General features: G+C 72.6%; 19 protein-coding genes and 1 pseudogene. 7 read left to right on the top strand and 13 right to left on the bottom strand.

Annotated elements, in window-relative coordinates; all coding sequences use genetic code 11:
* Positions 1-227: 227 nt before the first annotated feature.
* The 5 genes from guaA to K4G59_RS11130 form a co-directional block, all read right to left on the bottom strand.
* Complete coding sequence (guaA, locus tag K4G59_RS11150; RefSeq protein WP_231251130.1) at positions 228-1,805, bottom strand: glutamine-hydrolyzing GMP synthase; 1,578 nt, start codon at positions 1,803-1,805, stop codon at positions 228-230.
* Between the two features lie 212 nt (positions 1,806-2,017).
* The gene (locus tag K4G59_RS11145; protein ID WP_231251128.1) at positions 2,018-3,739 is read right to left on the bottom strand and encodes a GMC oxidoreductase; all 1,722 of its coding nucleotides are present in this window, start codon (positions 3,737-3,739) and stop codon (positions 2,018-2,020) included.
* Complete coding sequence (locus K4G59_RS11140; protein ID WP_231251126.1) at positions 3,736-5,352, bottom strand: succinic semialdehyde dehydrogenase; 1,617 nt, start codon at positions 5,350-5,352, stop codon at positions 3,736-3,738. The genes K4G59_RS11145 and K4G59_RS11140 overlap by 4 nt, the downstream gene beginning before the upstream one ends.
* 103 nt (positions 5,353-5,455) lie before the next feature.
* A complete protein-coding gene (locus tag K4G59_RS11135; RefSeq protein ID WP_231251124.1) occupies positions 5,456-7,180 on the bottom strand; it encodes a glycerol-3-phosphate dehydrogenase/oxidase in 1,725 nt (574 codons plus the stop codon).
* 44 nt (positions 7,181-7,224) lie between these two features.
* Positions 7,225-8,334, bottom strand: coding sequence for a GuaB3 family IMP dehydrogenase-related protein (locus K4G59_RS11130; protein ID WP_231251122.1), 1,110 nt, complete (start codon positions 8,332-8,334; stop codon positions 7,225-7,227).
* Between the two features lie 96 nt (positions 8,335-8,430).
* On the opposite strand from K4G59_RS11130, the gene K4G59_RS11125 reads away from it, so the two are divergent.
* A complete protein-coding gene (locus tag K4G59_RS11125) occupies positions 8,431-10,134 on the top strand; it encodes a CHAP domain-containing protein (protein ID WP_231251120.1) in 1,704 nt (567 codons plus the stop codon).
* 46 nt (positions 10,135-10,180) lie between these two features.
* Here K4G59_RS11125 and guaB read toward each other — a convergent pair whose 3' ends face one another.
* The 4 genes from guaB to groES form a co-directional block, all read right to left on the bottom strand.
* Entirely contained in the window at positions 10,181-11,683 is a 1,503-nt protein-coding gene (gene guaB, locus K4G59_RS11120) for an IMP dehydrogenase (protein ID WP_231251118.1), read from the bottom strand.
* A 43-nt stretch (positions 11,684-11,726) separates the two neighbouring features.
* Complete coding sequence (locus K4G59_RS11115; protein WP_231251116.1) at positions 11,727-12,605, bottom strand: GNAT family N-acetyltransferase; 879 nt, start codon at positions 12,603-12,605, stop codon at positions 11,727-11,729.
* Between the two features lie 144 nt (positions 12,606-12,749).
* Positions 12,750-14,372, bottom strand: a complete 1,623-nt coding sequence (gene groL / locus K4G59_RS11110) for a chaperonin GroEL (protein WP_207084134.1) — start codon at positions 14,370-14,372, stop codon at positions 12,750-12,752.
* An 80-nt stretch (positions 14,373-14,452) separates the two neighbouring features.
* A complete protein-coding gene (gene groES, locus K4G59_RS11105) occupies positions 14,453-14,746 on the bottom strand; it encodes a co-chaperone GroES (RefSeq protein WP_056605525.1) in 294 nt (97 codons plus the stop codon).
* A 221-nt stretch (positions 14,747-14,967) separates the two neighbouring features.
* On the opposite strand from groES, the gene K4G59_RS11100 reads away from it, so the two are divergent.
* Complete coding sequence (locus tag K4G59_RS11100) at positions 14,968-16,143, top strand: class I SAM-dependent methyltransferase (protein ID WP_231251114.1); 1,176 nt, start codon at positions 14,968-14,970, stop codon at positions 16,141-16,143.
* A gap of 18 nt (positions 16,144-16,161) precedes the next feature.
* Here K4G59_RS11100 and K4G59_RS11095 read toward each other — a convergent pair whose 3' ends face one another.
* Positions 16,162-17,988, bottom strand: a complete 1,827-nt coding sequence (locus tag K4G59_RS11095) for a glycoside hydrolase family 3 protein (protein WP_231251112.1) — start codon at positions 17,986-17,988, stop codon at positions 16,162-16,164.
* 246 nt (positions 17,989-18,234) lie between these two features.
* Here K4G59_RS11095 and K4G59_RS11090 point away from each other — a divergent pair, with 246 nt between their 5' ends.
* The gene (locus K4G59_RS11090; RefSeq protein ID WP_231251110.1) at positions 18,235-18,882 is read left to right on the top strand and encodes a helix-turn-helix domain-containing protein; all 648 of its coding nucleotides are present in this window, start codon (positions 18,235-18,237) and stop codon (positions 18,880-18,882) included.
* Positions 18,883-18,894: 12 nt separating this feature from the next.
* Here the strand turns inward: K4G59_RS11090 and K4G59_RS11085 are convergent, their stop codons facing one another.
* A complete protein-coding gene (locus K4G59_RS11085) occupies positions 18,895-19,515 on the bottom strand; it encodes an MBL fold metallo-hydrolase (protein WP_231251108.1) in 621 nt (206 codons plus the stop codon).
* Positions 19,512-20,630, bottom strand: coding sequence for an S-(hydroxymethyl)mycothiol dehydrogenase (locus tag K4G59_RS11080; protein WP_231251107.1), 1,119 nt, complete (start codon positions 20,628-20,630; stop codon positions 19,512-19,514). Before K4G59_RS11080 ends, K4G59_RS11085 begins: the two co-directional genes overlap by 4 nt.
* 145 nt (positions 20,631-20,775) lie before the next feature.
* Here K4G59_RS11080 and K4G59_RS11075 point away from each other — a divergent pair, with 145 nt between their 5' ends.
* Positions 20,776-21,315 (top strand): SigE family RNA polymerase sigma factor, encoded by a 540-nt coding sequence (locus tag K4G59_RS11075; RefSeq protein ID WP_231251105.1) that lies wholly within the window; start codon positions 20,776-20,778, stop codon positions 21,313-21,315.
* Positions 21,312-22,514 carry a hypothetical protein gene (locus tag K4G59_RS11070; RefSeq protein ID WP_231251104.1) on the top strand — a complete coding sequence of 401 codons (1,203 nt, stop codon included), beginning with the start codon at positions 21,312-21,314 and terminating at the stop codon, positions 22,512-22,514. Before K4G59_RS11075 ends, K4G59_RS11070 begins: the two co-directional genes overlap by 4 nt.
* Positions 22,515-22,519: 5 nt before the next feature.
* On the opposite strand, the gene K4G59_RS11065 is transcribed toward K4G59_RS11070, so the two are convergent.
* Positions 22,520-23,143, bottom strand: coding sequence for a hypothetical protein (locus tag K4G59_RS11065; protein ID WP_231251102.1), 624 nt, complete (start codon positions 23,141-23,143; stop codon positions 22,520-22,522).
* A gap of 94 nt (positions 23,144-23,237) precedes the next feature.
* On the opposite strand from K4G59_RS11065, the gene K4G59_RS11060 reads away from it, so the two are divergent.
* Positions 23,238-23,645: a hypothetical protein gene (locus K4G59_RS11060; RefSeq protein ID WP_231251101.1), complete on the top strand. Its 408-nt coding sequence runs from the start codon at positions 23,238-23,240 to the stop codon at positions 23,643-23,645.
* A 4-nt stretch (positions 23,646-23,649) separates the two neighbouring features.
* A pseudogene (locus tag K4G59_RS11055) lies at positions 23,650-24,659 on the top strand (hypothetical protein); the annotation flags it as partial.

Here is a 24,659-nt window from a genome sequence, read left to right as displayed (position 1 = left end):
GGCCACGGGTACGTCGTCGACAAGCCAGAGGTCTCGCCGCCGAGGGCGCACACGCCCTCCTCCACCACGCGTCGTCGATCGCGAGGTCGGGCGTGTCTGGGCGGGAACCTCGACCGCCGACCTGGGGTCGAGGAGGACGCTCGCTGCGGCCAGCCTCTCGGGCACCGACGAGCCGTTCTCGGGGGTCCTGACCTACGAGGTGACCCGCCACGTGTGGCGGGACCGGGTCACTCCCACTCGATCGTGCCCGGCGGCTTCGACGTGATGTCGACGGTGACCCGGTTGACCTCGGCGACCTCGTTGGTGATGCGCGTGGAGATCCGCTCCATCACCTCGTAGGGCAGGCGCGCCCAGTCGGCGGTCATCGCGTCCTCGGAGGTGACCGGGCGGATCACGACGGGGTGGCCGTAGGTGCGACCGTCACCCTGGACGCCGACGGAGCGGACGTCGGCGAGCAGCACGACCGGCATCTGCCAGATGTCGCGGTCGAGCCCGGCGCGGGTCAGCTCCTGACGCGCGATCGCGTCTGCGCGACGCAGGATGTCGAGGCGGTCGGCGGTCACCTCGCCGATGATGCGGATGCCGAGGCCCGGGCCCGGGAAGGGCTGGCGCCAGACGATGTCGGCGGGCAGGCCGAGCTGCTCGCCGACGAGGCGGACCTCGTCCTTGAAGAGGGTGCGCAGCGGCTCGACGAGCGCGAACTCGAGGTCCTCGGGCAGGCCGCCGACGTTGTGGTGGGACTTGATGTTGGAGGTGCCGGCACCGCCGCCGGACTCGACGACGTCGGGGTAGAGCGTGCCCTGCACGAGGAAGCCGACCTTCTCGCCGTGCTCGGCCGCCTCGCCGAGCACCTCGACCTCGGCGGCCTCGAAGGCGCGGATGAACTCGCGGCCGATCACCTTGCGCTTCTCCTCGGGGTCCGTGACCCCGGCCAGCGCGGCGAGGAAGGTCTCGCGGGCGTCGTAGACGTGCAGGTTCACCCCGGTCGCGGCGACGAAGTCGCGCTCGACCTGCTCGGCCTCGCCCTCGCGGAGCAGACCGTGGTCGACGAAGACGCAGTGGAGCCGGTCGCCGATCGCGCGCTGCACGATCGCCGCGGCCACGGCGGAGTCGACGCCGCCGGAGAGTCCGCAGATGGCCAGCCCGGTGTCGCCGATCTGCTCGCGCACCCGCTCAATCTGCTCCTCGGCGATGTTCAGCATCGTCCAGGTCTGGCGAGCCCCGGCGATGTGGTGCAGGAAGTGCTCGAGGACCTTCTGGCCGTGCTCGGAGTGCAGCACCTCGGGGTGCCACTGCACGCCCGCCAGGCCGCGCCCGACGTCCTCGAAGGCCGCTACCGGCGTGTCGGCCGTCGAGGCCAGCACCGTGAAGCCCTCGGGTGCCCGGGCGACGGAGTCGCCGTGCGACATCCAGACCTTGTGCTCGGCGGGGATGCCGTGGAGCAGCGTGCCGGGCTCGGAGACCACGACCGGCGTACGCCCGTACTCCCGCGCGCCGGTGCGGGCGACCTCGCCACCGAGGCCCTTGGCCATCAGCTGGAAGCCGTAGCACATGCCGAAGACCGGCACCCCGGCAGTGAAGACGGCCGTGTCGATGCCGGGAGCGCCGTCGGCGTAGACGCTGGACGGGCCTCCGGACAGGATGATCGCCTTGGGGTTGCGTGCCAGCATGTCGGCCACCGGCATCGTGTGCGGCACGATCTCGGAGTAGACCCGCGCCTCGCGCACCCGTCGCGCGATGAGCTGGGCGTACTGCGCCCCGAAGTCGACGACGAGGACCAGGTCGTGCTCTGCAGGCTGCGTCACGCGGCGAGTCTATCGATCGCCCGACCCGGACCCGGCCCTCGCCCCAGGGCCCGATCGGGGAGGGAGTGTGACCGGGCCCTGGAGCTTGCTCCCAGCCGCTGCGGACAGCGCCGAGACCGGAGGCCCGACCCTTGGGAGGGAGCATGACTGCCGGGCCCCTTACCCGGGCAACGACCTCTCGGGGGGCTGGTTACGGTCTGCGGCCGACGTTTTCAGCTGACCCCGACGATCGGCAGGCGCAGGGCTCCCGGGGCCGCCTCGGGCACGACCGGGTTCTTCGGCTCCACCGGCGCGAGCCGGCGGTAGGTCGAGCCGAGCGCGGGCCGCGGGTCGGCCTCACCCTTGTTGGGCCAGAAGGCCATCGCCCGCTCGGCCTGCGCGGTGATCGTCAGCGACGGGTTCACCCCGAGGTTGGCCGAGACCGCCGACCCGTCCACCACGTGGAGGCCCTCGTGGCCGTAGAGGCGCTGCCACGGGTCCACGACACCGGTCTCCGGGGAGTCGCCGATCGTGCAGCCGCCGATGAAGTGCGCCGTCAGGGGCCGGTTGAAGGCCTCCCCCACGTTGCCGCCCGGGGTGCCGCCGAGGACGTCCGCCATGCGGCGGGTGGCCTCGTAGGCGATCGGGATGTAGGTCGGGTTGGGCAGGCCGTGGCCCTGCTCGCTGGTCATCCGCCAGCCGAAGCGGCCCTTGACGCCCTTGGTCGTGATCGAGTTGTCGAGCGTCTGCATCACCAGCGCCACGATCGTGCGCTCCGACCAGTGCCTGAAGTCGTAGAGGTCGAGCGCGGTGCGTCGCTGGGCCCAGAGCTCCTTGAGCCAGGTGCGCACCCGCGAGGTGCCTGGGGTGTCGTCGGCCAGCACCGTCTGCATGAGCGCCATCGCGTTGGATCCGTGGCCGTAGCGGCACGGCTCGATGTGGGTGACCTCGTCGGGGTGCCACGACGAGGTGATCGCGACACCGCGGGAGTAGTCGACGGACGTGTCGGGGGCCACCGCCCCGAGGATCGCCTCGGAGTTGGTGCGCGTGAGGACGCCCAGCCGGTCGCTGATGCGCGGCAGGTCACCCTCCCCCTTGAGCTGGTGGAGCAGCTTCTGCGTGCCGAGCGCGGCCGCGGAGAAGACCACCTGGTCGGCGGTGAACGTCGTGGTCGCGGTACGCCGTGACAGCTTGGCCTTGGTCCACCGGGCGCCCACCTCGTAGCCGCCGCCGGCGCGGGGGCGTACGCGCGTCACCGTGGTCAACGGATGGACCACCGCTCCTGCCTGCTCGGCGAGGTGGAGGTAGTTCTTGACCAAGGTGTTCTTGGCGTTGTGCCGGCACCCGGTCATGCACTCGCCGCAGTTGAGGCAGGCGTTGCGGGCCGGCCCGGCACCACCGAAGTAGGGGTCGGCGACCTCCTCGCCGCCGTGCGCGTCGGGCCCGCCGAAGAAGACCCCGACCGGGGTCGGGTGGAAGGTGTGCCCCACGCCCATGTCGTCGGCGACCTGTTTCATCACCTCGTCGGCCGGGGTGTGCAGCGGGTTCTCGACCACGCCGAGCATCCGCTTGGCCTGGTCGTAGTAGGGCGCGAGCTCGCCCTTCCAGTCGGTGATGTGCGCCCACGACGGGTCGCGGTAGAAGGCGTCGAGCGGCTCGTAGAGGGTGTTGGCGTAGACCAGCGACCCGCCGCCGACGCCCGCGCCGGCCAGGATCATGCAGTCCTTGACCATGTCGATGCGCTGGATGCCGTACATCCCGAGAGCCGGGGCGAAGAGGAACCGCTTGGCGTCGAACGAGGTCGCAGGGAAGTCGTCGTCCCCGAAGCGCGCTCCGGCCTCGAGGACCCCCACGCGGTAGCCCTTCTCCGTGAGGCGCAGCGCGGTCACGGAGCCGCCGAAGCCGGAGCCGACGACGAGGACGTCGTAGTGCCGGGCCTCGGGACGGCCGCTCACGCCCGACCCAGCTTGTCGAGCAGGCGCAGGGCCCCGGTCATGACCTTCGCGTGGTTCTCCTCCGACATCCCGAACATCGGCGCGATCGGCACGAGCCGCTGGGTGGCCACGGACTGCGCCTCGGTGTAGCGCAGGACGCCCTCCGCGCCCTGGCGCCGGCCCGTGCCCGACTCGCGCATGCCGCCCATCGGCGCGCCGAGCGAGCCGAAGGTCGCACCGTAGGGCTCGTTGACGTTGACGGTGCCGCACCTGATCCGGCGCGCCAGCGCGCGGCCGCGGGCGGCGTCGCGCGTGTAGATCGAGGCGTTGAGGCCGTAGGTGCCGTCGTTGGCGCGAGCGACGGCCTCGTCCTCGCTGTGGAAGCGGTAGAGCGCGACGACCGGGCCAAAGGTCTCGCGGGCGAAGCACTCCATGTCGGCCGTGACCCCCTCCAGCACGGTCGGCTCGAAGACGAACGGCCCGAGGTCGGGGCGCGCTGTGCCGCCGCACAGGACCGTCGCGCCCTTGGCGACCGCGTCCTCGACGTGGGCGGCGACGGTGTCGAGCTGGGCCTGCGAGATCAGCGAGCCCATGTCGACGGTCCAGTCGTGGCTGGCGCCCAGGGTCATCGCCCGGGTGCGCGAGACGAAGGCGTCGACGAACCGGTCGTAGACCTGGTCGGCGACGAAGAGCCGCTCCATCGACACGCACAGCTGGCCGGCGTTGGCGAACACGCCTCGTACCGCGCCGTCGGCCGCGCGGTGCACGTCGGCGTCGCGCAGCACCAGCATCGGGTTCTTGCCGCCGAGCTCGAGCGAGCACCCGATCAGCCGGTCACCGCACTGGCGGGCGATGAGTCGCCCCGTGGCGGTGGAGCCGGTGAAGCAGACGTAGTCGGCTGCGCCCACGACCGCGCCGCCGATCTCGGGCCCGGGGCCTGCCACGACCTGCCACAGCTCGGGCGGGAAACCGGCCTCGTCGAGGAGCTGGGCGGCCAGCAGCGCGGTCAGCATGGTCTGCGCGTCGGGCTTGGCCACCACGGCGTTGCCGGCCAGGAGGGCGGGCAGGCCGTCGCACAGCGCCATCGAGAGGGGGTAGTTCCAGGGCGAGATGATGCCGACGACGCCCTTGGGCACACGGTGGACCTCGGCCCTCGTCAGCAGCGGGAACATCCCGCCGACGCGACGGGTGTCGAGGTGCTCGTGCGCGGTGCGGGCGTAGTAGCGCGCGGTCAGTGCGAGGTGGGCGACCTCGAGGTAGGCGTCCTTGCGCGCCTTGCCCGACTCCCACACCACCAGGTCGATGAGCTCCTCCTGCCGGTCGAGCAGGAGGTCGTGCAGGCGCAGCAGGGCCGCTGCGCGGTCGTCGAGCGACGTGGCGGCCCAGGCCGCCTGGGCCGTGCGCGCCCGGGCGAAGGCCCCGGCGACGTCGGCCGGGGTCGACTGGGGGACGTGGGCGAGCGGGGCGCCGCCGATCGGCGAGAAGACGGCGTGGGTCCGACCGGAGCTGCTCACGACGCGGCGGGTGAGGGCGGCGACGTACGAGCGGTCGAGGGCGTAGGCGGCGGTGGTGTCGTGCTCGGGATCCGCGGGACCGTCGGTGATCGGGCCGGACGTGGGGCTCTGCTCGGTCATCCCAGCAGGGTAGGTCGCGCCCCTGCGGGCGTGCTACCGATCAGTCACTTCGTCCCAGCATTCGACACTTCGGGCCTTTTTGTCCAACGCCGCGTCAGCGCCGTCAGACGATCTCGGGAGCCTTCACCCGTGCCTCGTCGGCCTCCTGGTCGGTCGACATGAGCTGGCTCTGCCGCTCTGCCTCCACCCGACGCAGGTAGTGGTCGACCTCGTCGTCGACCTGCGCGGGGTCCCAGCCCAGCGCCTCGGCCATCAGCTCGGCCGCCGGGCGCGCGGCGTGGATGCCGCGGTCGAAGGTCTCGATCGAGATCCTGGTGCGGCGGGCCAGCACGTCGTCGAGGTGGCGGGCACCCTCGTGCGTGGCGGCGTAGAGCACCTCGGCGCGCAGGTAGTGCTCCGCGCCGGGGAGCGGTTCGCCGAGCTCGGGTCGCTCGTGGATGAGGGCGAGCACCTCGTCGACGAGCCCGCCGTAGCGACCCAGCAGGTGGTCGATGACGCCGATCTCGAGGCCGGACGCCCGACTCAGTGCCACTCGCTGGTTCGTGCGGGCCTCGAAGCCCCACGCGCCCATCAGCGGCACCCGGTCGGTGATCGAGGCCGGCGTCGCGCCCGAGCCGCTCGGCGAGTGCTCCAGCGCGTGGTCGACCGCGTCGCGCGCCATGACGCGGTACGTCGTCAGCTTGCCGCCGGCGACCAGCACGAGGCCGGGCACGGGGCTCGCGACGGTGTGCTCGCGGGAGAGCTTGGTGGTCTCCCCCATCTCGCCCTCCTTGCGCATCGGCTTGAGCAGCGGCCGCAGTCCTGCCCAGACGCCGATCACGTCGCGGTGGTCGAGCGGGTCCTTGAGCAGCCGGTTGACGTGGCCGAGGAGGTAGTCGATGTCGGTCTTGCTGGCAGCCGGGTGCGCGAGGTCGAAGTCCCACGCGGTGTCAGTGGTGCCGATGATCCAGAAGTCGTCCCACGGGATGACGAAGAGCACCGACTTCTCGGTCTTGGTGATGAAGCCGCACTCCGAGCGGATCCGGTCCTTCGGCACGACGAGGTGGATGCCCTTGCTGGCGTCGACGTCGAGCTGCGCCGTGCCGCCGATGAGCTCCTGGACCTCGTCGGTCCACACGCCGGCCGCGTTGATGACCACCTTGGCGCGGATCTCGAGATCGCGCTGGCCCTCGAGGTCGCGCGCCCGGACGCCGACCACCTGCTCGCCCTCTCGCAGGAAACCGGTGACCTTCGTGCGCGTGGCGACGTGGGCGCCGTTGTTGGCAGCGGTGCGGGCGATCGTCATCACCAGCCGGGCGTCGTCGACCTGGCAGTCGTAGTAGCGGATCGCGCCGTGCAGGCTGTCGGTCCGGATGTCGGGGGCCATGCGGGCCAGCTGCTTGCGGAAGACGTGCTTGTGCTTGGGCACGCCCATGTCGTACTTGCCGGTCATCGCCATGCCGTCGTAGAGCGCCACCCCGGCGCCGACGTAGGGCCGCTCCCAGGCGTGCTCGAGCGGGTAGAGGAACGGCACCGGGCGCACCAGGTGCGGCGCGAGCCGGGTCAGCAGCAGGCCGCGCTCCTCCAGCGCCTCCTTGACCAGCGCGAAGTCGAACATCTCGAGGTAGCGCAGCCCGCCGTGCACGAGCTTGGACGAGCGTGAGGACGTGCCGGAGGCGAGGTCACGCTGCTCGACCAGGCCGACCTTGAGGCCCCGGGTCACCGCGTCGAGGGCGGCACCGACGCCGACGATGCCGCCGCCGACCACGAGGACGTCGAGCTGGCCGGCGGCGAGGTGCTCGAGCGCGTCAGCGCGCTGGTCGGCATCAAGGGCCTTGGCGAGGGTCATGCCCCCAGTGTCTCAGGGCGGACCAGCCGCCGGCCGCGTCCGGCTCAGTGCTGGACGACGACCTCGATGCGCTGGAACTCCTTGAGCTCGGTGTAGCCGGTGGTGGCCATCGCGCGGCGCAGGGCGCCGACGAGGTTCATCGTGCCGTCGGCGGTGCGGGAGGGGCCGAACATGATCTCCTCCAGCGTCCCGACCGGGGAGAACTCGACACGCTGGCCGCGCGGCAGGTCGGCGTGGGTGGCCTCGCTGCCCCAGTGGAAGCCGCGCCCGGGCGCCTCGGCGGCGCGGGCGAGCGGCGAGCCGATCATCACGGCGTCGGCACCGCAGGCGATCGCCTTGGCGATGTCGCCGGAGCTGCCGATCGAGCCGTCGGCAATGACGTGGACGTAGCGCCCGCCCGACTCGTCGAGGTAGTCGCGGCGGGCCGCGGCGACGTCGGCCACGGCGCTCGCCATCGGGACCGCGACACCGAGGACGGTGCGTGTGGTGTGGGCGGCTCCCCCGCCGAAGCCGACGAGCACGCCGGCCGCGCCGGTGCGCATCAGGTGGAGCGCGGCCTGGTAGGTCGCGCAGCCGCCGACGATGACCGGGACGTCGAGCTCGTAGATGAACTCCTTGAGGTTCAGCGGCTCGGCCTGGCTGCTGACGTGCTCGGCGCTGACGGTCGTGCCACGGATGACGAACATGTCGACGCCGGCGTCGACGACGGCCTTCACGTGCTCCTTGGTGCGCTGCGGGGAGAGCGAGCCGGCGACCGTGACGCCCGCGGCGCGCACCTCCTTGAGGCGCGCGGTGATGAGCTCGGGCTTGATCGGCTCGGTGTAGATCTCCTGCATCCGGCGCGTGGCGTCGGCGCCCTGGAGCCCGGCGACCTCCTCGAGCAGGCCGGTCGGGTCGTCGTATCGCGTCCACAGGCCCTCGAGGTTGATCACCCCGAGGCCGCCCATCTGCCCGAGCGCGATCGCCGTGGACGGCGACATGACGGAGTCCATCGGCGCCGCCAGCACCGGGATGTCGAAGCGGTAGGCGTCGATCTGCCAGGCGGTGCTGACCTCCTCGGGGTCGCGGGTGCGCCGCGAGGGCACGATCGCGATGTCGTCGAAGGAGTAGGCGCGGCGACCGCGCTTGGCACGGCCGATCTCGATCTCGGTCACCGGGGCAGCCTATCGGCGGCGGTCGTCGGGCAACGAGTCGTGCACAAGTCGGCCAAGTGGCCACGCGGACGCAGCGGCTTCCCTACCGTCGACCGGGTGGGGAAGAGATGGCTCGCGCGCGTCGTCGCGGCGGCCTGCCTGACGGGCGGGGTGTCGGGCTCGGTCGTCGCGACCGCGCACGCGTCGGACGACTACCCCTGGGCCTGGCAGGGTCAGTGCCCGATCGTCCCTCTTCCGCCGGTCGAGGACCCCGAGCCGCCGCCGGTCGTCGGCCAGACGGGCCCGCCCGGCGAGTCGGTCGCAGGCACCGAGGGGGAGGCCGAGCCGCCGCCTCCCCCGCCTCCCCCGCCACCCCCGCCGCCGGTGCTCGACCCGGTCTCGGGCCACCTCTACGACCCGCGCGGCCCGAAGCCGACGTGTGCGCGCCGGGTCTGGTCGATCGACGGGTCGATCGGCGACCCGTGGGGCTTCGTGCTCCGCAACTGCACCAGCTTCGTGTCGTGGCGCCTGCACGAGCGCAACGGCATGGCGGGATTCGCCAACCACTTCCGCGGTGAGCACTGGGGCAACGCCGCGAGCTGGGACGACGTCGCGCGCCGCCTCGGCTACCGCGTCGACTCCGTCCCGGCCATCGGCGCCGTCGCGCAGACCGACGCGGGACGCGTCGGCCACGTCGCGTGGGTGACAGCGATCGGTCGCGACACGGTGACGGTCGAGGAGTACAACCACGCCCTGCCCGGTGGCTACGGCAGCCGCACCGTCCCGGTCGGCGAGTTCCGCTACCTGCACCTCGCCGACGTCGCCCCGTCACCGCTGATCGGCTCGGACCGCCCCGTCGTGTCGGTCCCGGACGGGCTCGGCGGGTCCTGGACCGCCCGCGTCGACGACCGCGGCACCCTCTGGCTGGCGCGACCGGGTCGCTCCGCGAGGGCGGTCGGCCCGCGCCGCGCGTTCTCGACCCTCGCCGCCCCGTCACTCGTCCTGTCCCGCGCCGGGCTGCCGTGGGTGGCGGCCACCACGCGGGACGGACGCGTGCTCGCCGGCCCGTCCCGTCACGGCCGCATCGTCCTGCGACCGCGCGCCGTCTCGGCTCCCACCGCCAGCCCCGCGCTCGCCCTCTCGCGCACCGGTCGGCCACTGCTGGCCACCGTGTCTCCCGACGGCACCCTCGTGGTCCGGCGGCTGACCCTGCACGCGGGCTGGAGCCGACCCGACCGCATCGGCCGACCGGGATCGTGGGGCACGCACACGGCACCCGTCCTGGGCAGCGACGCGGACGGACGGACCTGGCTGGTCGCGGTGAGCGCGCGCGGCACCACCTCCGCCCGGCTGGTCGGACACGGACGCCTCCGCCGCCTCCCAGGCCCGACTGCGTCCGCCACCTCGACCCCGGCCCTGAGCACCGACAGCGCCGGCACCACGCGCCTGCACCAGGTGAGCGCCACCGGTCGTCTGGGCGTACGCACCCTCGCCGACGGTCGCTGGAGCCGCCCACGCTGGCTGCCGGGCCGCTGGTCCCCCTACGCCTCCCCTGCGGTCGCCGACGTCGCGGGCAGCCTGCACGTGGCGGGCACCGACGCGGACGGTGCGGTCGTCGTGCGCAGCGCGGTGCCCGGTGAGGCCTCGCGGCTGCCGCGCGGCGTGCGCTCGGCACGTGACCTCACGCGGTCGCCCGGCCTCCTCACCCGCCGCGACGCGGGGGTGTTCGTGGTCGTCCACACCGCGTCGCGGCTGCTCACCCGCCCGGCCGCGGCAGTGGTCGGCGACTCGCTGCCGACCAGCGCCGGCTTCACCCCGTGAGGTCGAGCGCCCGGGCGACGGAGCGACGCGGCGGGGGTCGGCCTGGTCAGCGCCCGGAGTAGTTGGGCGCCTCGACGGTCATCTGCACGCCGTGGGGGTGGCTCTCCTTGAGCGAGGCCGACGTGATCCGGACGAAGCGGCCCTTCTCCTGCAGCTCGGGGATGGTGCGGGCGCCGACGTAGAACATCGACTGGTTGAGCCCGCCCACGAGCTGGTGCGCGACCGCGGACAGCGGTCCGCGGTAGGCGACCTGGCCCTCGATGCCCTCCGGGACGATCTTGTCGTCGCTGGCGACCTCGGCCTGGAAGTAGCGGTCCTTGGAGTAGGACTTCTTGCCGCGGCTGCTCATCGCGCCGAGCGACCCCATGCCGCGGTAGGACTTGAACTGCTTGCCGTTGACGAAGACCACGTCGCCGGGCGACTCCTCGCAGCCGGCGAGCATCGAGCCGACCATGACCGCGTCCGCGCCGGCGACGAGCGCCTTCGCGATCTCGCCGGAGTGCTTCATGCCGCCGTCGGCGATCAGTGGCACACCAGCAGGCTTCGTGGCCAGCGACGCCTCGTAGACCGCGGTCACCTGCGGCACACCGACACCGGTGACGACGCGGGTGGTGCAGATCGAGCCCGGTCCCACGCCGACCTTGACGGCGTCGGCGCCTGCGTCGACGAAGGCCTGCGCGCCCTCGCGGGTCGCGACGTTGCCGCCGATCACCTGCACGTGCTTCGTCGCCGGGTCGGACTTCAGCCGGCGCACCATGTCGAGCAGCAGGTGGACGTGGCCGTGCGCGGTGTCGGCGACCAGCACGTCGACCCCGGCCTCGACGAGCGTGGTGGCCCGCTCCCAGGCGTCGCCGAAGTAGCCGATGGCCGCACCCACCAGCAGGCGGCCGTCGGCGTCGTACGACGCGTGCGGGAACTGCTCGCCCTTCACGAAGTCCTTGACGGTGATGAGGCCGCCGAGGCGTCCCTCGTCGTCGACCAGGGGCAGCCGCTCGCGCTTGTGGGCACGCAGCAGGGCGGTGGCGTCCTCGCGGGAGATGCCGATCCGGCCGGTGATCAGGCCCTCGCTGGTCATCACCTCGGTGACCTTGGTGGTGGCCCACTCCGCGACCGGGGTGAAGCGCAGGTCGCGGTTGGTGATGATGCCGAGCAGGTGGTCGTCGACGTCGACGACGGGCAGACCGGAGACGCGGTACTCGCCGCAGAGGCGGTCGAGGTCCTCCAGCGTCGCGTCGGGACCGATCGTGACCGGGTTGGAGATGATCCCGGTCTGGGTGCGCTTGACCAGGTCGACCTGTCGGGCCTGGTCCTCGATGGAGAGGTTGCGGTGCAGCACGCCGAGGCCACCCTCGCGGGCCATCGCGATGGCCATGCGCGCCTCGGTGACGGTGTCCATGGCCGCGCTGATCAGCGGCACCCGGACGGAGATCTCACGTGTGAGGCGCGTGGTCGTGTCGATGTCGCTGGGGGCGAGGTCCGACTCCCCCGGCAACAGCAGCACGTCGTCGTAGGTGAGGCCCAGCGCGGCAAACTTCTCAGGGATCTCCACGCCGCCATTCTACGGGCGCGTGACGGGTGCTCGGGACGGCCCGTCAGGCCCCGACGAGGCGGCGTACGGAGATCCGGACCGTGAGGTCGTCGGCCCCCATCCGGATCCGCCCGCGCAGGCCCGTCCCGAGGACGAGCGGCAGCACGGCCTGGTTGTCGGCGGACGTGCGCACGACGAGCTCCTCGGCCCCGCCGGTGCGGGCGGCCCGCACCGACTCCACCAGGAGGCGCGAACCGATGCCGCGGCGCCGCCAGGCGGGGTCCACCACGAGGTCGAGGTGCCACGCGCGCTCGTCGTCGACCGTCCACGAGGCCGAGCCGACCACGACGCCACCGACGTGTGCCGACACGGCGACCTCGCCCGTCTCCAGGGTCGGCGCACCGTCGTCACCGGCGCCGGGCGCGGGGGCGGGCCGCGGCTGCGCCGCCGCCAGCACGTCGGTCACCAGCTCGGCCAGTGCGGCGCCGCGGGCGTGCTCGGCCGCGGTGAACGGCACGGTGCGTCGCAGCTGCACGGACACGTCGCCGATCTCGAGGTCCATCGCGTCCAGCAGCGGCTCGAGCGGCGAGCCGGCGGGGTCGGCCTCGGCGTCGAAGAGGTGGGCGACCACGTCCGGGAAGGACGCCGGCTGGGCCAGGATGCTGCGCGCCGCCAGGACGTAGCGGGTGGGCTGGTCGCCCAGCGTCGCCTCCGTGCACGGCAGCACGCTCACCCGGCTGCCGCCCGAGTGCTCGACCAGCTCGGCGAGGTCGGCGAGCTCCCAGTCGTCGGGCGTGCGCAGCACCAGCTCGTCGGTCACCCGGTCGACCCCCGGGAAGACCTGCAGAGCCAGGATGTTCACCCCCGCCGCACCGCACGCCGTCGTCAGCTCGGCCAGGGCCCCGGGACGGTCCGCCAGGGTCGTACGCACTCTCCACAACATGGTGCCCAGCGTGCCGGGCCGGTGTTTCGGGACGTCGACCCAGGCGTTTCGGCGCGATCACATCTTCGCGCGATCACGTCTGTGCGAGACAGCAGCAGGCCCGCACCGGAGTCCGGTGCGGGCCTGCTGGGTGGAGCGGGTCGATCAGTGGCCGTGGCCGTGGCCGTGCCCGCCGGCAGCAGCCGGCTCCTCGTCCTCGGGCTTCTCGACGATCAGCGTCTCCGTCGTCAGCAGCATCGCCGCGATGGAGGTCGCGTTGACGAGCGCCGAGCGGGTGACCTTGACCGGGTCGAGCACGCCCTGGGCGACCAGGTCGCCGTAGGTGTCGTCAGCGGCGTTGTAGCCGTTGCCGACGCCGAGCTCGCGGACCTTGGCCGTCACGACGTAGCCGTTGACACCGCCGTTCTCGGCGATCCAGCGCAGCGGCTCGTCGCATGCCTTGCGCACGACGCGCACGCCGTAGGCCTCGTCACCGGTGAGGCCGAGGTCGCCGTCCAGCACCGAGACGGCGTGGATGAGCGCGGAGCCACCGCCGGGGACGATGCCCTCCTCGATCGCGGCGCGCGTCGCGGAGACGGCGTCCTCGATGCGGTGCTTCTTCTCCTTGAGCTCCACCTCGGTGGCGGCGCCGACCTTGATCACGCAGACACCGCCGGCGAGCTTGGCGAGGCGCTCCTGGAGCTTCTCGCGGTCCCAGTCGGAGTCGGTGTTCTCGATCTCGGCCTTGATCTGGTTGACGCGACCCTCGACGGCCGTGCGGTCGCCCGCACCGTCGACGATGGTGGTGTTGTCCTTGGTGATGACCACGCGCCGCGCCTGGCCGAGCACCTCGAGGCCCACCTGGTCGAGCTTGAGGCCGACCTCGGGGGCGACGACCTGACCGCCGGTCAGGATCGCGATGTCCTGCATCATCGCCTTGCGGCGGTCACCGAAGGCGGGGGCCTTGACCGCGGCGACGTTGAACGTGCCGCGGATCTTGTTGACCACCAGGGTCGAGAGCGCCTCGCCCTCGACGTCCTCCGCGAGGATGAAGAGCGGCTTGCCGGTCGCGATGACCTTCTCCAGCACGGGGAGGAGCTCCTGGATCGAGGAGATCTTGCCCTGGTGCAGGAGGATGTAGGGGTCGTCGAGGACGGCTTCCATCGACTCCGGGTCGGAGACGAAGTAGGCCGAGATGTAGCCCTTGTCGAACTGCATCCCCTCGGTGAACTCGAGCTCGGTGCCCATGGTGTTGGACTCCTCGACCGTGATCACGCCGTCCTTGCCGACCTTGTCGAAGGCCTGGGCGAGCAGGTCGCCGATGATGCTGTCGCGGCTGGAGATCGTGGCGACGGACGCCATGTCCTCGCGGGACTCGACCTCGCGGGCGGCCTCGCGCAGGGCGTCGCCGACGGCCTCGGCCGCTGCGTCCATGCCGCGCTTGAGACCCATCGGGTTGGCGCCGGCCGCGACGGCGCGCAGGCCCTCGTGGACCATGGCCTGGGCCAGGACGGTGGCGGTGGTGGTGCCGTCACCGGCGATGTCGTTGGTCTTGGTGGCCACCTCCTTGGTGAGCTGGGCACCGAGGTTCTCGAAGGGGTCGTCGAGCTCGATCTCACGAGCGACGGTGACACCGTCGTTGGTGATGGTCGGCGCGCCCCACTTCTTGTCGAGGACGACGTAGCGGCCCTTGGGGCCGAGCGTCACCTTGACGGCGTTGGCGAGGGCGTCGACGCCGCGCTCGAGGGCGCGGCGGGCGTTCTCGTCGAACTCCAGGATCTTGGGCATTGCTGTGCTCCTCTAGGGATGTTCGGGGCCGGACGACAGGGATCCCGGCCGGCGCGGGGCCGGCCGGGATGCCAGGTGCGTCAGGAGACGACGGCGAGGATGTCGCGGGCGGACAGGATGAGGTACTCCTGGCCGGCGTACTTGACCTCGGTGCCGCCGTACTTGCTGTAGATGACCTTGTCGCCGACCGCGACGTCGAGCGGGACGCGGTTGCCGTTGTCGTCGATGCGACCGGGACCGATCGCCACGACCTCGCCCTCCTGGGGCTTCTCCTTGGCCGTGTCCGGGATGACCAGGCCGGAGGCCGTGGTCTGCTCGGCTTCGAGCGTCTGGACGACGATGCGGTCCTCGAGGGGCTTGATGTTGACCGACACTTCGGATCAACCTCCACTTTCTCTGCGCGAGATTCTTCAGGAGGCCGGACTCGTTCGCCCGGCGCTCCCAGGACGTGGGCCCGGGACCTGTTCGGCACGCCGTCGCGGGGATCGCGCCGGGGTCACGGGCGTTGGCATTCTCGGGGTGAGAGTGCCAGCACAGACGCTAGCACTCTCCCCGATCGAGTGCTAGCCGGTGGTGCCGCTGTCAGGATGACCGGATGGAGATCGAGACGCTGGACTGGCTGCAGACACCTGAGGGTGGGCGCCTGCTGGTCCACGCCGCCCAGGCCTGGGCGGACCACCCGGGTGACCCGGTGCGGGTCGCGAGCGTCGTACGCCGCCTCGAGCCCGACGCGGAGAAGGCCGCGGCCGCCACCACCCAGACGCGCCTGCGCGAGCGCGCGGTCGCCAAGTTCGGCGACGCCGCTCCCCTCATGTTCTTCACCCCCGACGCGCTCGAGCAGGCGACCCGCTCGCGCGTCGCCGACCACCGTGCCGCGCGTCTCGCGGCCGCGATCCCCGACGGCAGCGTCATCGACCTCGGCTGCGGCATCGGCGGTGACCTGCTGGCCTTCGCCCGCGCCGGTCTCGTCGCGGCCGGCATCGACCAGGACCCCGTCCGGGTCGCGATGGCGCGGGCCAACCTGGCGGCCCTCGGTCTGCCCGGAGCCGTCCAGGTGGGCGACGCGACGACCGTCGACCCGAGCGGCTTCGGCGCGGCCTTCGCCGACCCCGCCCGCCGTGGCGGACGCGGCCGGGTCTTCGACGTCGACGGCTGGACTCCCCCGTGGCCGTGGGTGCTGGACCTGCTGCGACGACGCGCGCTGGTCAAGGTGGCCCCGGGGATCGGCCACGACCTCGTGCCCCCGGGCGTCGAGGCGGAGTGGGTCAGCGACGGGGGCGAGGTGAAGGAGGCCGTGCTGTGGTCCCCGGACCTGTCCACGACCGACCGGCGTGCGACCGTCATCGGCGAGGGCGGTCTGGCGACCCTGACGCAGGAGGACGACCCCGGGGCCGAGGTCCGGGCGGTCGGCGACTACCTCTACGAGCCCGACGGCGCCGTGATCCGCGCCGGCCTGGTCACCGCCGTGGCCGCGGGCGTCGGGGGAGGGCTCCTCGACCCGCACATCGCCTACGTCACGAGCGATGCGTCCTTCCGTACGCCGTTCGCGCGGGGCTACCGCGTCGTCGAGCACCTCCCCTACCGCGAGAAGCAGCTGCGCGCGGCGCTCCACGAGCGCGGCATCGGGCGCCTGACGATCAAGAAGCGCGGCGTGCAGGTCGTCCCCGAGGAGCTGCGCAAGCGGCTGGCCCTCAAGGGGGACGCGGAAGCCACGGTGGTGATGACGCGCGTGGCGGGGCAGGGCACGGCGCTGCTCGTCGAGCCGTTCTGACCCGACCCGGCAGCCGGCTCAGCAGCCGGGACGGGAGACGCCCGCGACCGTGACGGGAAGTCGTCCCGGTGCGGGGGCCTGTCCGAGCAGCACCTCGACCAGGACCGCCATCGCTGCCGGGGTGTCGCCGTACGTCGCGATGCGGGTGGGCGCGCTGACCCGTCCGAGCACCCAGGGGCTGTCGGTGGCGACCGCCACCTCGCCGTCGACCGGCGCGTCCCGGAAGCCGGTGAACCCGATCGCCGTGCCACCTGAGAGGCGCGCGTCCTCGCGGGCGGTCCACACCGCGAGGTCGCGCTTCCTGCGGGTCTCCGCCTTCTGCCACGCCGCCAACCGCTGGCGGTAGGCCTTCTTCGGCTCCTTCTTCCGACGCTCGGGCCGCGGCCTCGCCTCGACCAGGGCCGCAGGTGGCGAACGGCGGGCCAGGACGGAGATGCCGGCCGCGCGCGCGGCAGGGGCGAACGCCGCCACCGCACCCGCGCCCCCGTAGGGATGGACCGCGTCCCCGACCAGGCGCCCCGAGCACGCGCCGTCGGTGACCGTGACGGCCGCCGCGGAGAGGCGGCGCGACGCGGCGCGCGCCGATCCGACGGGCTTCCCCTTCGAGCCAGCGAGGTGGGTCAGGAGCGCGACCTGGCGTGCCGCGGACCGCTCCAGCCGGCGCCGCGTCAGCTCGCCGGAGCGCACGGCACGGACGACGGCAGCGCGGGCGGCGGCCGGCGAGGGCGGCATGAGCAGCACGTCGGAACCCGCACGGAGTGCCTGGACGGCAGTACGCCCCGGGTCGCGGCCACGCGTCACTGCAGCCATCGCGAGCGAGTCGGTCACCACCAGCCCTGCGAAGCCGAGGTCCTCGCGCAGCAGTCCCGTGACGACCTTGCGCGAGAGCGAGGACGGCACGCGGGGGTCCACGGCGCGCACGTCGAGGTGCCCGACCATCACGGCCGGCAGTCCCGCCTCGACCGCGCTGCGGAACGGCACGAGGTCCGACTCCTCGAGCCCGGCGCGCGTCTTCGTCTGCACGGGGAGCGTCAGGTGGCTGTCCGCGGGCACCGAGCCGTGGCCCGGGAAGTGCTTCACCACCGGCAGCACGCCCGACGACGCGAAGCCCTCGGCTGCTGCAACCACGTGCTCCGACACCGCTCGGGGTCGCGACGACGGTGAGCGCGAACCGATCGTGGGGTCGCCCGGCCCGGAGGTGACGTCGGCGTCGGGCGCGAAGTCGACGGTGAACCCCAGACCGCGCAGCTCGGCCCCGCTCGCGGCGTACGCGGTGCGGGTGAGCGCGAGGTCGTCCGCCGCACCGGCGCTCATGAAGGTGGGGAACCGCGTCGCCGCGCCGCGCAACCGCTCGACCACCCCGCCCTCCTGGTCGACGCCGAGGAAGAGCGGCCACTTCCGCCCCGCTCGTCGGGTCAGCACAGCGTTGATGCCCTTGACCTGCGCAGCCGAGACGACGTTCGAGTCGAAGGCGATCACGCCCCCGAGGTGGAGGTCGCGGACCATCGCCACGGGTGCGGCCGTGCCGCGCCACTCGGCCACGATCAGCTGGCCGGCGAGCTCGGGCAGGCTCAGGCGCCCGACCTGGCGTGCGGCCCGGTCCAGCTCCTGCCGGTCCGGCCCCCAGCCCTCGGTCAGCCCGAGCTCCTCCGAGGGGCTGGGTGGGGTCGGCGGGGCCGGCGCAACGCCGGCAGCCGCCTGCCCAGCGTCCGGCTGCCCGTCCGGCGGCTCGTCGCCGTCGGTGCAGGCCGCCAGGGACGCAACGAGCGCGACCGCCGTCAACGCCGACGCTGCAGAGCGCCGTCGGGCGCTCCGCGGACTCGTCAGCGCGACCTTCGGCAGCATTCGGCCATGGTGGCACGACCACGCCTCGCCGCCCGTGGCGGTCCGGGATCGACCGGGCTCGGTCGGCCCCTCGAGCCGAGGCCCCTTCGGGTCACTTGCACGTGAGTCTCCCAGCGACTCAGCCGCAAGCGGAGCGAGAGGCACCCATCGAGCGGCCACCTGAGTCCCCTGTGGAGAAACCCCGGCCCGGTGTCGGTGGCCGGGGGTGCAATGGGAGGACGACACAGACCAACGAGGGGGATGCACGTGGAGGCAGCGGAGACGGAGAAGGACTGGGCGCAGATGGACGGGTGGACCGCCGACGAGGTGGCGTTCTACCTCATGGGCCCCTTCGACGGGGAGGTCCCCGGGCTGGTGCGCAGGATCAGGCGCATCCTGGACGTGTCGCAGCGTGGACTGGCGGCCGCGCTGGGGGTGTCGCAGTCGGTGGTTGCGCGGTGGGAGACCGGGCGCACAAGTCCGCGGGCATCGGTCGTCCAGCGCCTGCTGAGGCTTGCGGGCCTGCGGGTCAGCTTCCACGACGAGGAGTCAGGCGAGGTGGTCGAGCCGATGCGCGACGACGGGGCCCGGGACCGGGCCAACCGCCGCTACCCCGCCCACGTCGACCTCCGCGTGGCCGGCTGGTGGATGCCGCGCGGCACCGAGTGCACGGCCGACGTCCTGCTCTGGCGGCGGATCTCGCGCGAGCGACGCAACCCGGCGATCCGCTACCGGACCTCGCCGTCGCTCCGCGCGATCCACCGACTCCTGAGCGGGACACCCGACGACCACCCGTCGGTCATCCAGCTCGTCGCCGAGGCCGAGCACCTCGACGACGTGCGGGAGCGTCGCCGACGGCAGATCCTCCAGGCATCACCCTGGTTGCGTCCGCCGCCGGCGTGGCTCACCGCGTGAGGGCGCGGGGCCTCAGAGGTTCTCGCGCTCGGCGCCGATCGTGGTGTCGGGGCCGTGGCCGGTGTGCACGACGGTGTCGTCGGGCAGGTCGAGGAGCCGCCGTCGGATCGAGTCCTTGATGACGTCCGCGTCGCTGTAGGAGCGTCCCGTCGCGCCGGGGCCTCCCTCGAACAGCGTGTCGCCGGTGAAGACGCAGCCCAGGTCGTGGACGTAGAGGCACACCGCGCCGGGCGCGTGGCCCGGCGTGTGGATGACCGTCACGGCGGCACCGCCGATCGTGAGGGTCATGCCGTCGGACAGGTCGACGTCCCACAGCTCGGCGCCCTCCTCGTCCCCGCCGTGGGTCAGCTCCCACAGCGGACGGTCGTCGGGGTGGAGCAGGATCGGCGCACCGGTACGGCGCCGCAGCTCGGGCGCCACGCGCACGTGGTCGTCGTGGGCGTGCGTGCACACGATCGCCTTGACCGCGCGCCCGGCGACGAGCGCGAGGATCGCGTCGACGTCGTGCGGCGCGTCGACGACGAGGCACTGCTCGTCGTCCCCGATCACCCACACGTTGTTGTCGACCTCATGGGTCTCGCCGTCGAGGGAGAACGTGCCGGAGACGACGGCGTGGTCGACGCGGGCGCTCACAGGACAACCACCGAGCGCAGCACGTCGCCGTGATGCATCTTCTCGAAGGCGGCCTCGACGTCGTCGATGCCGATCTCCTCGGTCACGAAGGCGTCGAGGTCCAGCCGGCCCTGCTGGTAGAGGTCGACGAGCATCGGGAAGTCGCGCGAGGGCAGGCAGTCGCCGTACCACGACGACTTCAGCGAGCCGCCCCGTCCGAAGACGTCGATCAGCGGGATCTCCGGGATCGACATGTCAGGGGTCGGCACGCCGACCAGGACGACGGTGCCGGCCAGGTCGCGGGCGTAGAACGCCTGCTTCCACGTCTCCGGGCGACCGACGGCGTCGATCACCACGTCGGCGCCGCCCTCGTGGCCGGTGCTGTCGGCCGGCGGCGTCAGCGCACGGATCGCCTCGACGGCATCGGTCTCCTTGGAGTTGACCGTGTGGGTGGCGCCCAGCTTCTTCGCGGTCTCGAGCTTCCGGTCGTCGATGTCGACGGCGATGATCCTCGACGCGCCGGCCAGGGCCGCACCGGCGATCGCGGCGGCACCCACGCCACCGCAGCCGATCACGGCGACGGTCGACCCGCGAGTGACGTTCCCGGTGTTGATCGCGGCCCCCAGGCCGGCCATCACCCCGCACCCGAGCAGCCCGACGGCAGCGGCACGCGCCGAGGGGTCGACCTTCGTGCACTGACCGGCCGCGACGAGGGTCTTCTCGGCGAACGCGCCGATGCCCAGCGCGGGCGAGAGCTCGGTGCCGGCGAGGTCGCCCTCGGCCAGCGTCATCTTCTGGGTGGCGTTGTGGGTGGCGAAGCAGTACTGCGGCTCACCACGGTTGCAGGCGCGGCAGTCACCGCACACCGCACGCCAGTTCAGCACCACGAAGTCGCCCGGCGCCACCGACGTCACGTCAGGACCGACCGACTCCACGACCCCCGCGGCCTCGTGGCCGAGGAGGAAGGGGAACTCGTCGTTGATGCCGCCCTCGCGGTAGTGCAGGTCGGTGTGGCACACGCCGCAGGCCTGCACCTCCACGACCGCCTCGCCCGGACCCGGGTCGGGGACGTTGATGGTGGTGAGCTGGACCGGCTCGCCCTGCGCGAGTGCGACCACGGCCTTGACCTGCTGCATCGATGACTCCTGTACGTCGGGGGATGCGAGGAGCCTGTCAACGCGACCCAAACAGATGCAACCCCCGGCCGGACGGTCGCGTCCTCACCACGACACGCCACACAAGGACGAACGGGGGTGGCACGTGGGCACGACACTCGAGGCGATGGGCACGAGGCACGACAGGCACAGCGACAAGGACGCCGACTTCTCGGCGTACATGGCCGCGCGCCAGGCTGCGCTCTACCGCACGGCGTACCTCCTCGCCGGCGACCACGCGGGAGCAGAGGACCTGCTGCAGAACGCCTTCGCCAAGCTCTACCTGTCGTGGGACAAGGTGCGTGACCGCGAGGCCCTCGACGGATACGTCCGCCGGATCATGGTCAACGAGAACAGCTCGCTGTGGCGTCGTGCCTGGAAGCGGCGCGAGCACTCCGCCGACACGCTGCCCGACACCGGCGTCGTCGACGCCTACGACGACGGGATGGGCGGGGTGCTGTGGTCGTTCGTGCAGACCCTCCCCCCGAGGCAGCGCTCGGTGGTCGTCCTGCGCTACTACGAGCAGCTCAGCGAGGCCGAGATCGCCGACGTGCTCGGCATCTCCGTCGGAACGGTCAAGTCCCAGGCCAGCCGAGCCCTCGCGGGGCTGCGCGCCCGCGCCCCGCAGTCACTGCACCCCCACCAGCCCGGAGATGACGTCCGATGAACCACACTCCCCTCGAGGACCAGGTCCACGACGCCCTGCACCGCCGGGTCGACCCCCTCCAGCACGCTCCCTTCTCCGTCACCGACGTACGCCGTCGCGCCCGTCGCATCCAGCGCCGCCGGGCGGCCGCCGCCGGCGTCGCCGTCGCCGCGGTGCTCGCGATCGCCGTCCCGTTCGGCCTCACCGCCACCGGTCCCGCCCAACGCACCGAGGTGCCGCCGGCGACCCAGCCTCCTGCGCCGAGCATCGCCTCGGGCGCCGTGCTGGTGGACCCGACCAGCGCTGAGACGCTTGCGCAGACGCCCGTCCCGCTCCTCGACGTCGACGCCCCCAGCCTCATCACGCCGGACGGCACGACCGCCCTGCCCGGACCGTTCTCGGTCCTCACGCCCTACCTCGACGGCTGGGTCGGCGTCGCGATGGACGAGGGCGCGGGCATCCTGCGGTTCCTGGGCGCCGACGGCGCCGTCGAGGACGGTGGCAGCCCGACCGGTGGCCTGGTCGGAAGCCCGGACGGCACCCGGGTCGCATGGTCGGAGTACACCGGCTCCGCGTGGCAGGTCGTCCTCGCCGACCGGTCCGCTGGAGCGGAGTGGCTCTACACGGCATTCCCGCCGGGGCCGGAGGCCCACCGGGTCGAACCCGTCGGCTTCCTCTCCGCCGACGAGGTGGTGGTCCGGACGTTCGACGACAGCCTCGAGTCGAAGACGTACGTCATCGGATCCGGCGGCGCAGCGGTCGAGGTGACCGGCCTCCTGCAGGCCGAGTCCGCCTCGGCGGCGACCGGACTGGTCGCCGGCCCGACGAGGATCACCGCCGACGCCTCCTGCTCCGGCGCCGTGAACGGTGCGGGCACCCCCGTGTGGGAGACCTGCGAGCACAGCATCGGTGACTTCAGCCCCGGCGGGACGTACGTCGTCGGCACCGACCCCGAGGCCGACGCCAACGGGTCGCCCACCATCACGGTGCTGGACGGGAGCACCGGGGACGAGGTCGTCACCTTCGAGGTCGCCCTGCCGCGACGCACGGTCGGCGGGTTCTGGTCCCAGATGGCCTGGGAGGGTGACGAGGCGCTCGTGGTGCGGCTGTTCCGCGGGGAGGAGTACGACCTGATGCGGCTCGGCCTCGACGGCACGGTCCGGCGCATCGACATCGACAGCGCCGGCGCCTCCGGGCTGACGGTGGCCGAGCCCTGGTAGCCGGCTCAGTCCAGGTCGGTCTTGAAGGTCGCGAGCAGGCTGTCGACCACCTGCTGCTGCTCCTCCTCCGTCAGCGTCTCGGGCACGCCGGGGAGGTAGAAGGTGATGTCGATGAGCCACGCAGAGTCGAGGAACATGATCCCGAAGTCGTGCTGCACCTGCGAGGGGTCCGAGGTCGTGTCGACCACGTGCCAGGCGCTGTACTTGCCGCCCGCCACCGCGTCGTCCTGGCGGACCTTGACCTCGGGCCCGCCGTGCTCGCGGATCCACTCGCGGGCGAACGCGTCGAGGGACTTCGCCTGCGTGAGGCTGGGCGAGAACGTCATCGCGCTCTGGCCGTCGTTCCACCCCTGGACGATGCCGTAGTCGTTGAGGTGCTTGTAGGTGTCGAGCGCCCGCATGCTGGCTCCCGGGACCTTGACCCGTCCGCCGTCCGCGGGCTCGACGGCCGCGGTGCTCGGCACGGTGACGGGGGCCGGCGACTCGTCCGCAGGGGTCTCCGAGCTGCTCGCCGCTGGGTCGGAGGCGGCGGGGTCGTCCCCCGACGAGCCGCATCCCGCGATGAGGGTGAGGGCCGCGAGCGCCGTGGCGGCCGCGACCGAGCGCTGACGAGTCCCCCGAGAAGTCACGGGCCCAGAGTAGCCGTGGGCATTCATGGGGTCGGCGGCAGATCGAGCACCTAGAGTGGGTTTTGGCTGTGTGACCCGGGGGAAAGGACAGACCATGCTGCCGCTCGAAGACAGGGAACTGCTCAACCAGACGATGGTCGGGTTGAACATCGATCCCGACACCATCACCTCGCTGATGTCGTCCTTCGACAAGGCCGCCGAGGGAGTCGAGTCCGACCCGATCCTGCCGGTGCGGAGCGCGTCGTTCGGCGAGTCCTACACCGGTGGCTACCGCCTCGGCACCAACACCGAGATGGCCCACCAGGCGGTCAGGGACGAGCTGGAGAAGGTGGCCGCCGGCCTGCGCGGGATGGGGTCCTCCGTCCAGGCCTTCCGCCAGGACATGGAGACGACCACCGAGCAGACCGCCGCGACGATGGCGCTCCTCCGGTCCGCCACGGACTGCGTGGCGGCTCCCGACTTCACCGCCGAGCAGTGCACGCTGCCGACCGAGGGGGACTGAGACCGTGACCAAGGGACCGAACCGCATCGTCCTCGACCAGTACCTCGACTCGGCCTCCGACGGATGGGTCCTCACCGCGGGCAGCGACTGGAAGAAGAAGGCCGACGACCTGCAGACGCTGGCCGAGGGACTCCAGCAGGCTGCCGCCCAGGCCGAGCTCCGTATCGGCGAGCAGACCCTCACCGGTCCGGCCCTGCGCAAGAGCATGGAGGAGTCGTCGGTCTCGCTCACGACCAAGGCCGACCAGCTCCGCGCGGCCGGGGAGGCGCTGCGCCAGGTCGGTCAGCAGATCTCCGACACCAAGGACTCGCGCGACGCCATGGCCGACCTCGGCCCGAAGCCGTCGGCCTACCAGGCTCCCGCCAACACCACCGGCGTCGAGCCCACACCGGAGGAGATCGCCGCGCAGGCGGCCGCCTCGCAGGCCCGCCAGGCCGAGCGCAGCGCCTGGCAGTCGGCCTACGAGAAGCAGGAGGCCCGGTCCCTGGCCCTCACCAAGCAGATGGACGCCGCCTTCCTCGCCGCGATCCCGCCGATGAAGGAGATCCACGGCCAGCAGGACCCGACCGAGCCGCCGCCGAGCAGCCCGTCTGCTCCCTCGTCCGGCCCCTACCTCCCCGGCACCCAGGCACCCCCGGTCACCGGTGGTGCCGCAGGCAGCGGCGCCGGCCGCGGCGGTGACGCCGACATCGTCCGGACCGGGCTGGTCCAGGTGGGCAACGAGAACAACGACCCGAACCACACCGAGATCAACCAGCCGCCCACGCACGTCACCACGCCGCCGGTCACCACCCCGATCACCACACCGACGACCGTGCCGACGTCGCTGCCGACGCACGTGCCGACCGAGGTCCCGTCGACGTCGGTGGGCGGCACCTCGCAGAGCGGGGTGGCCTACCAGTCCCCGGGCTCCGGCATCTCCGCGCCGACCACGTCCGGCGGCTCCGCCGGCGCCTCGGCGGCCGCGCTCGGCGCGGCCGGCGCGGCCGGCGGCGCGAGCGCGATGACCGGCGG

Source organism: Nocardioides furvisabuli (genome assembly GCF_021083185.1).
Lineage (GTDB): Bacteria > Actinomycetota > Actinomycetes > Propionibacteriales > Nocardioidaceae > Nocardioides > Nocardioides furvisabuli.
The sequence above is the reverse complement of the archived record's forward strand: the minus strand, read 5'-3'. Positions and strand labels throughout refer to the sequence as shown.

Bases quoted from the DNA above. Each gene is read 5' to 3' on its own strand.
- K4G59_RS11140 (WP_231251126.1), bottom strand. From the start codon at position 5,352: ATGACCGAGCAGAGCCCCACGTCCGGCCCGATCACCGACGGTCCCGCG.
- K4G59_RS11135 (WP_231251124.1), bottom strand. From the start codon at position 7,180: ATGACCCTCGCCAAGGCCCTTGATGCCGACCAGCGCGCTGACGCGCTC.
- K4G59_RS11115 (WP_231251116.1), bottom strand. From the start codon at position 12,605: ATGTTGTGGAGAGTGCGTACGACCCTGGCGGACCGTCCCGGGGCCCTG.
- groL (WP_207084134.1), bottom strand. From the start codon at position 14,372: ATGCCCAAGATCCTGGAGTTCGACGAGAACGCCCGCCGCGCCCTCGAG.
- K4G59_RS11100 (WP_231251114.1), top strand. From the start codon at position 14,968: ATGGAGATCGAGACGCTGGACTGGCTGCAGACACCTGAGGGTGGGCGC.
- K4G59_RS11095 (WP_231251112.1), bottom strand. From the start codon at position 17,988: ATGCTGCCGAAGGTCGCGCTGACGAGTCCGCGGAGCGCCCGACGGCGC.
- K4G59_RS11080 (WP_231251107.1), bottom strand. From the start codon at position 20,630: ATGCAGCAGGTCAAGGCCGTGGTCGCACTCGCGCAGGGCGAGCCGGTC.
- K4G59_RS11075 (WP_231251105.1), top strand. From the start codon at position 20,776: ATGGGCACGAGGCACGACAGGCACAGCGACAAGGACGCCGACTTCTCG.
- K4G59_RS11070 (WP_231251104.1), top strand. From the start codon at position 21,312: ATGAACCACACTCCCCTCGAGGACCAGGTCCACGACGCCCTGCACCGC.
- K4G59_RS11060 (WP_231251101.1), top strand. From the start codon at position 23,238: ATGCTGCCGCTCGAAGACAGGGAACTGCTCAACCAGACGATGGTCGGG.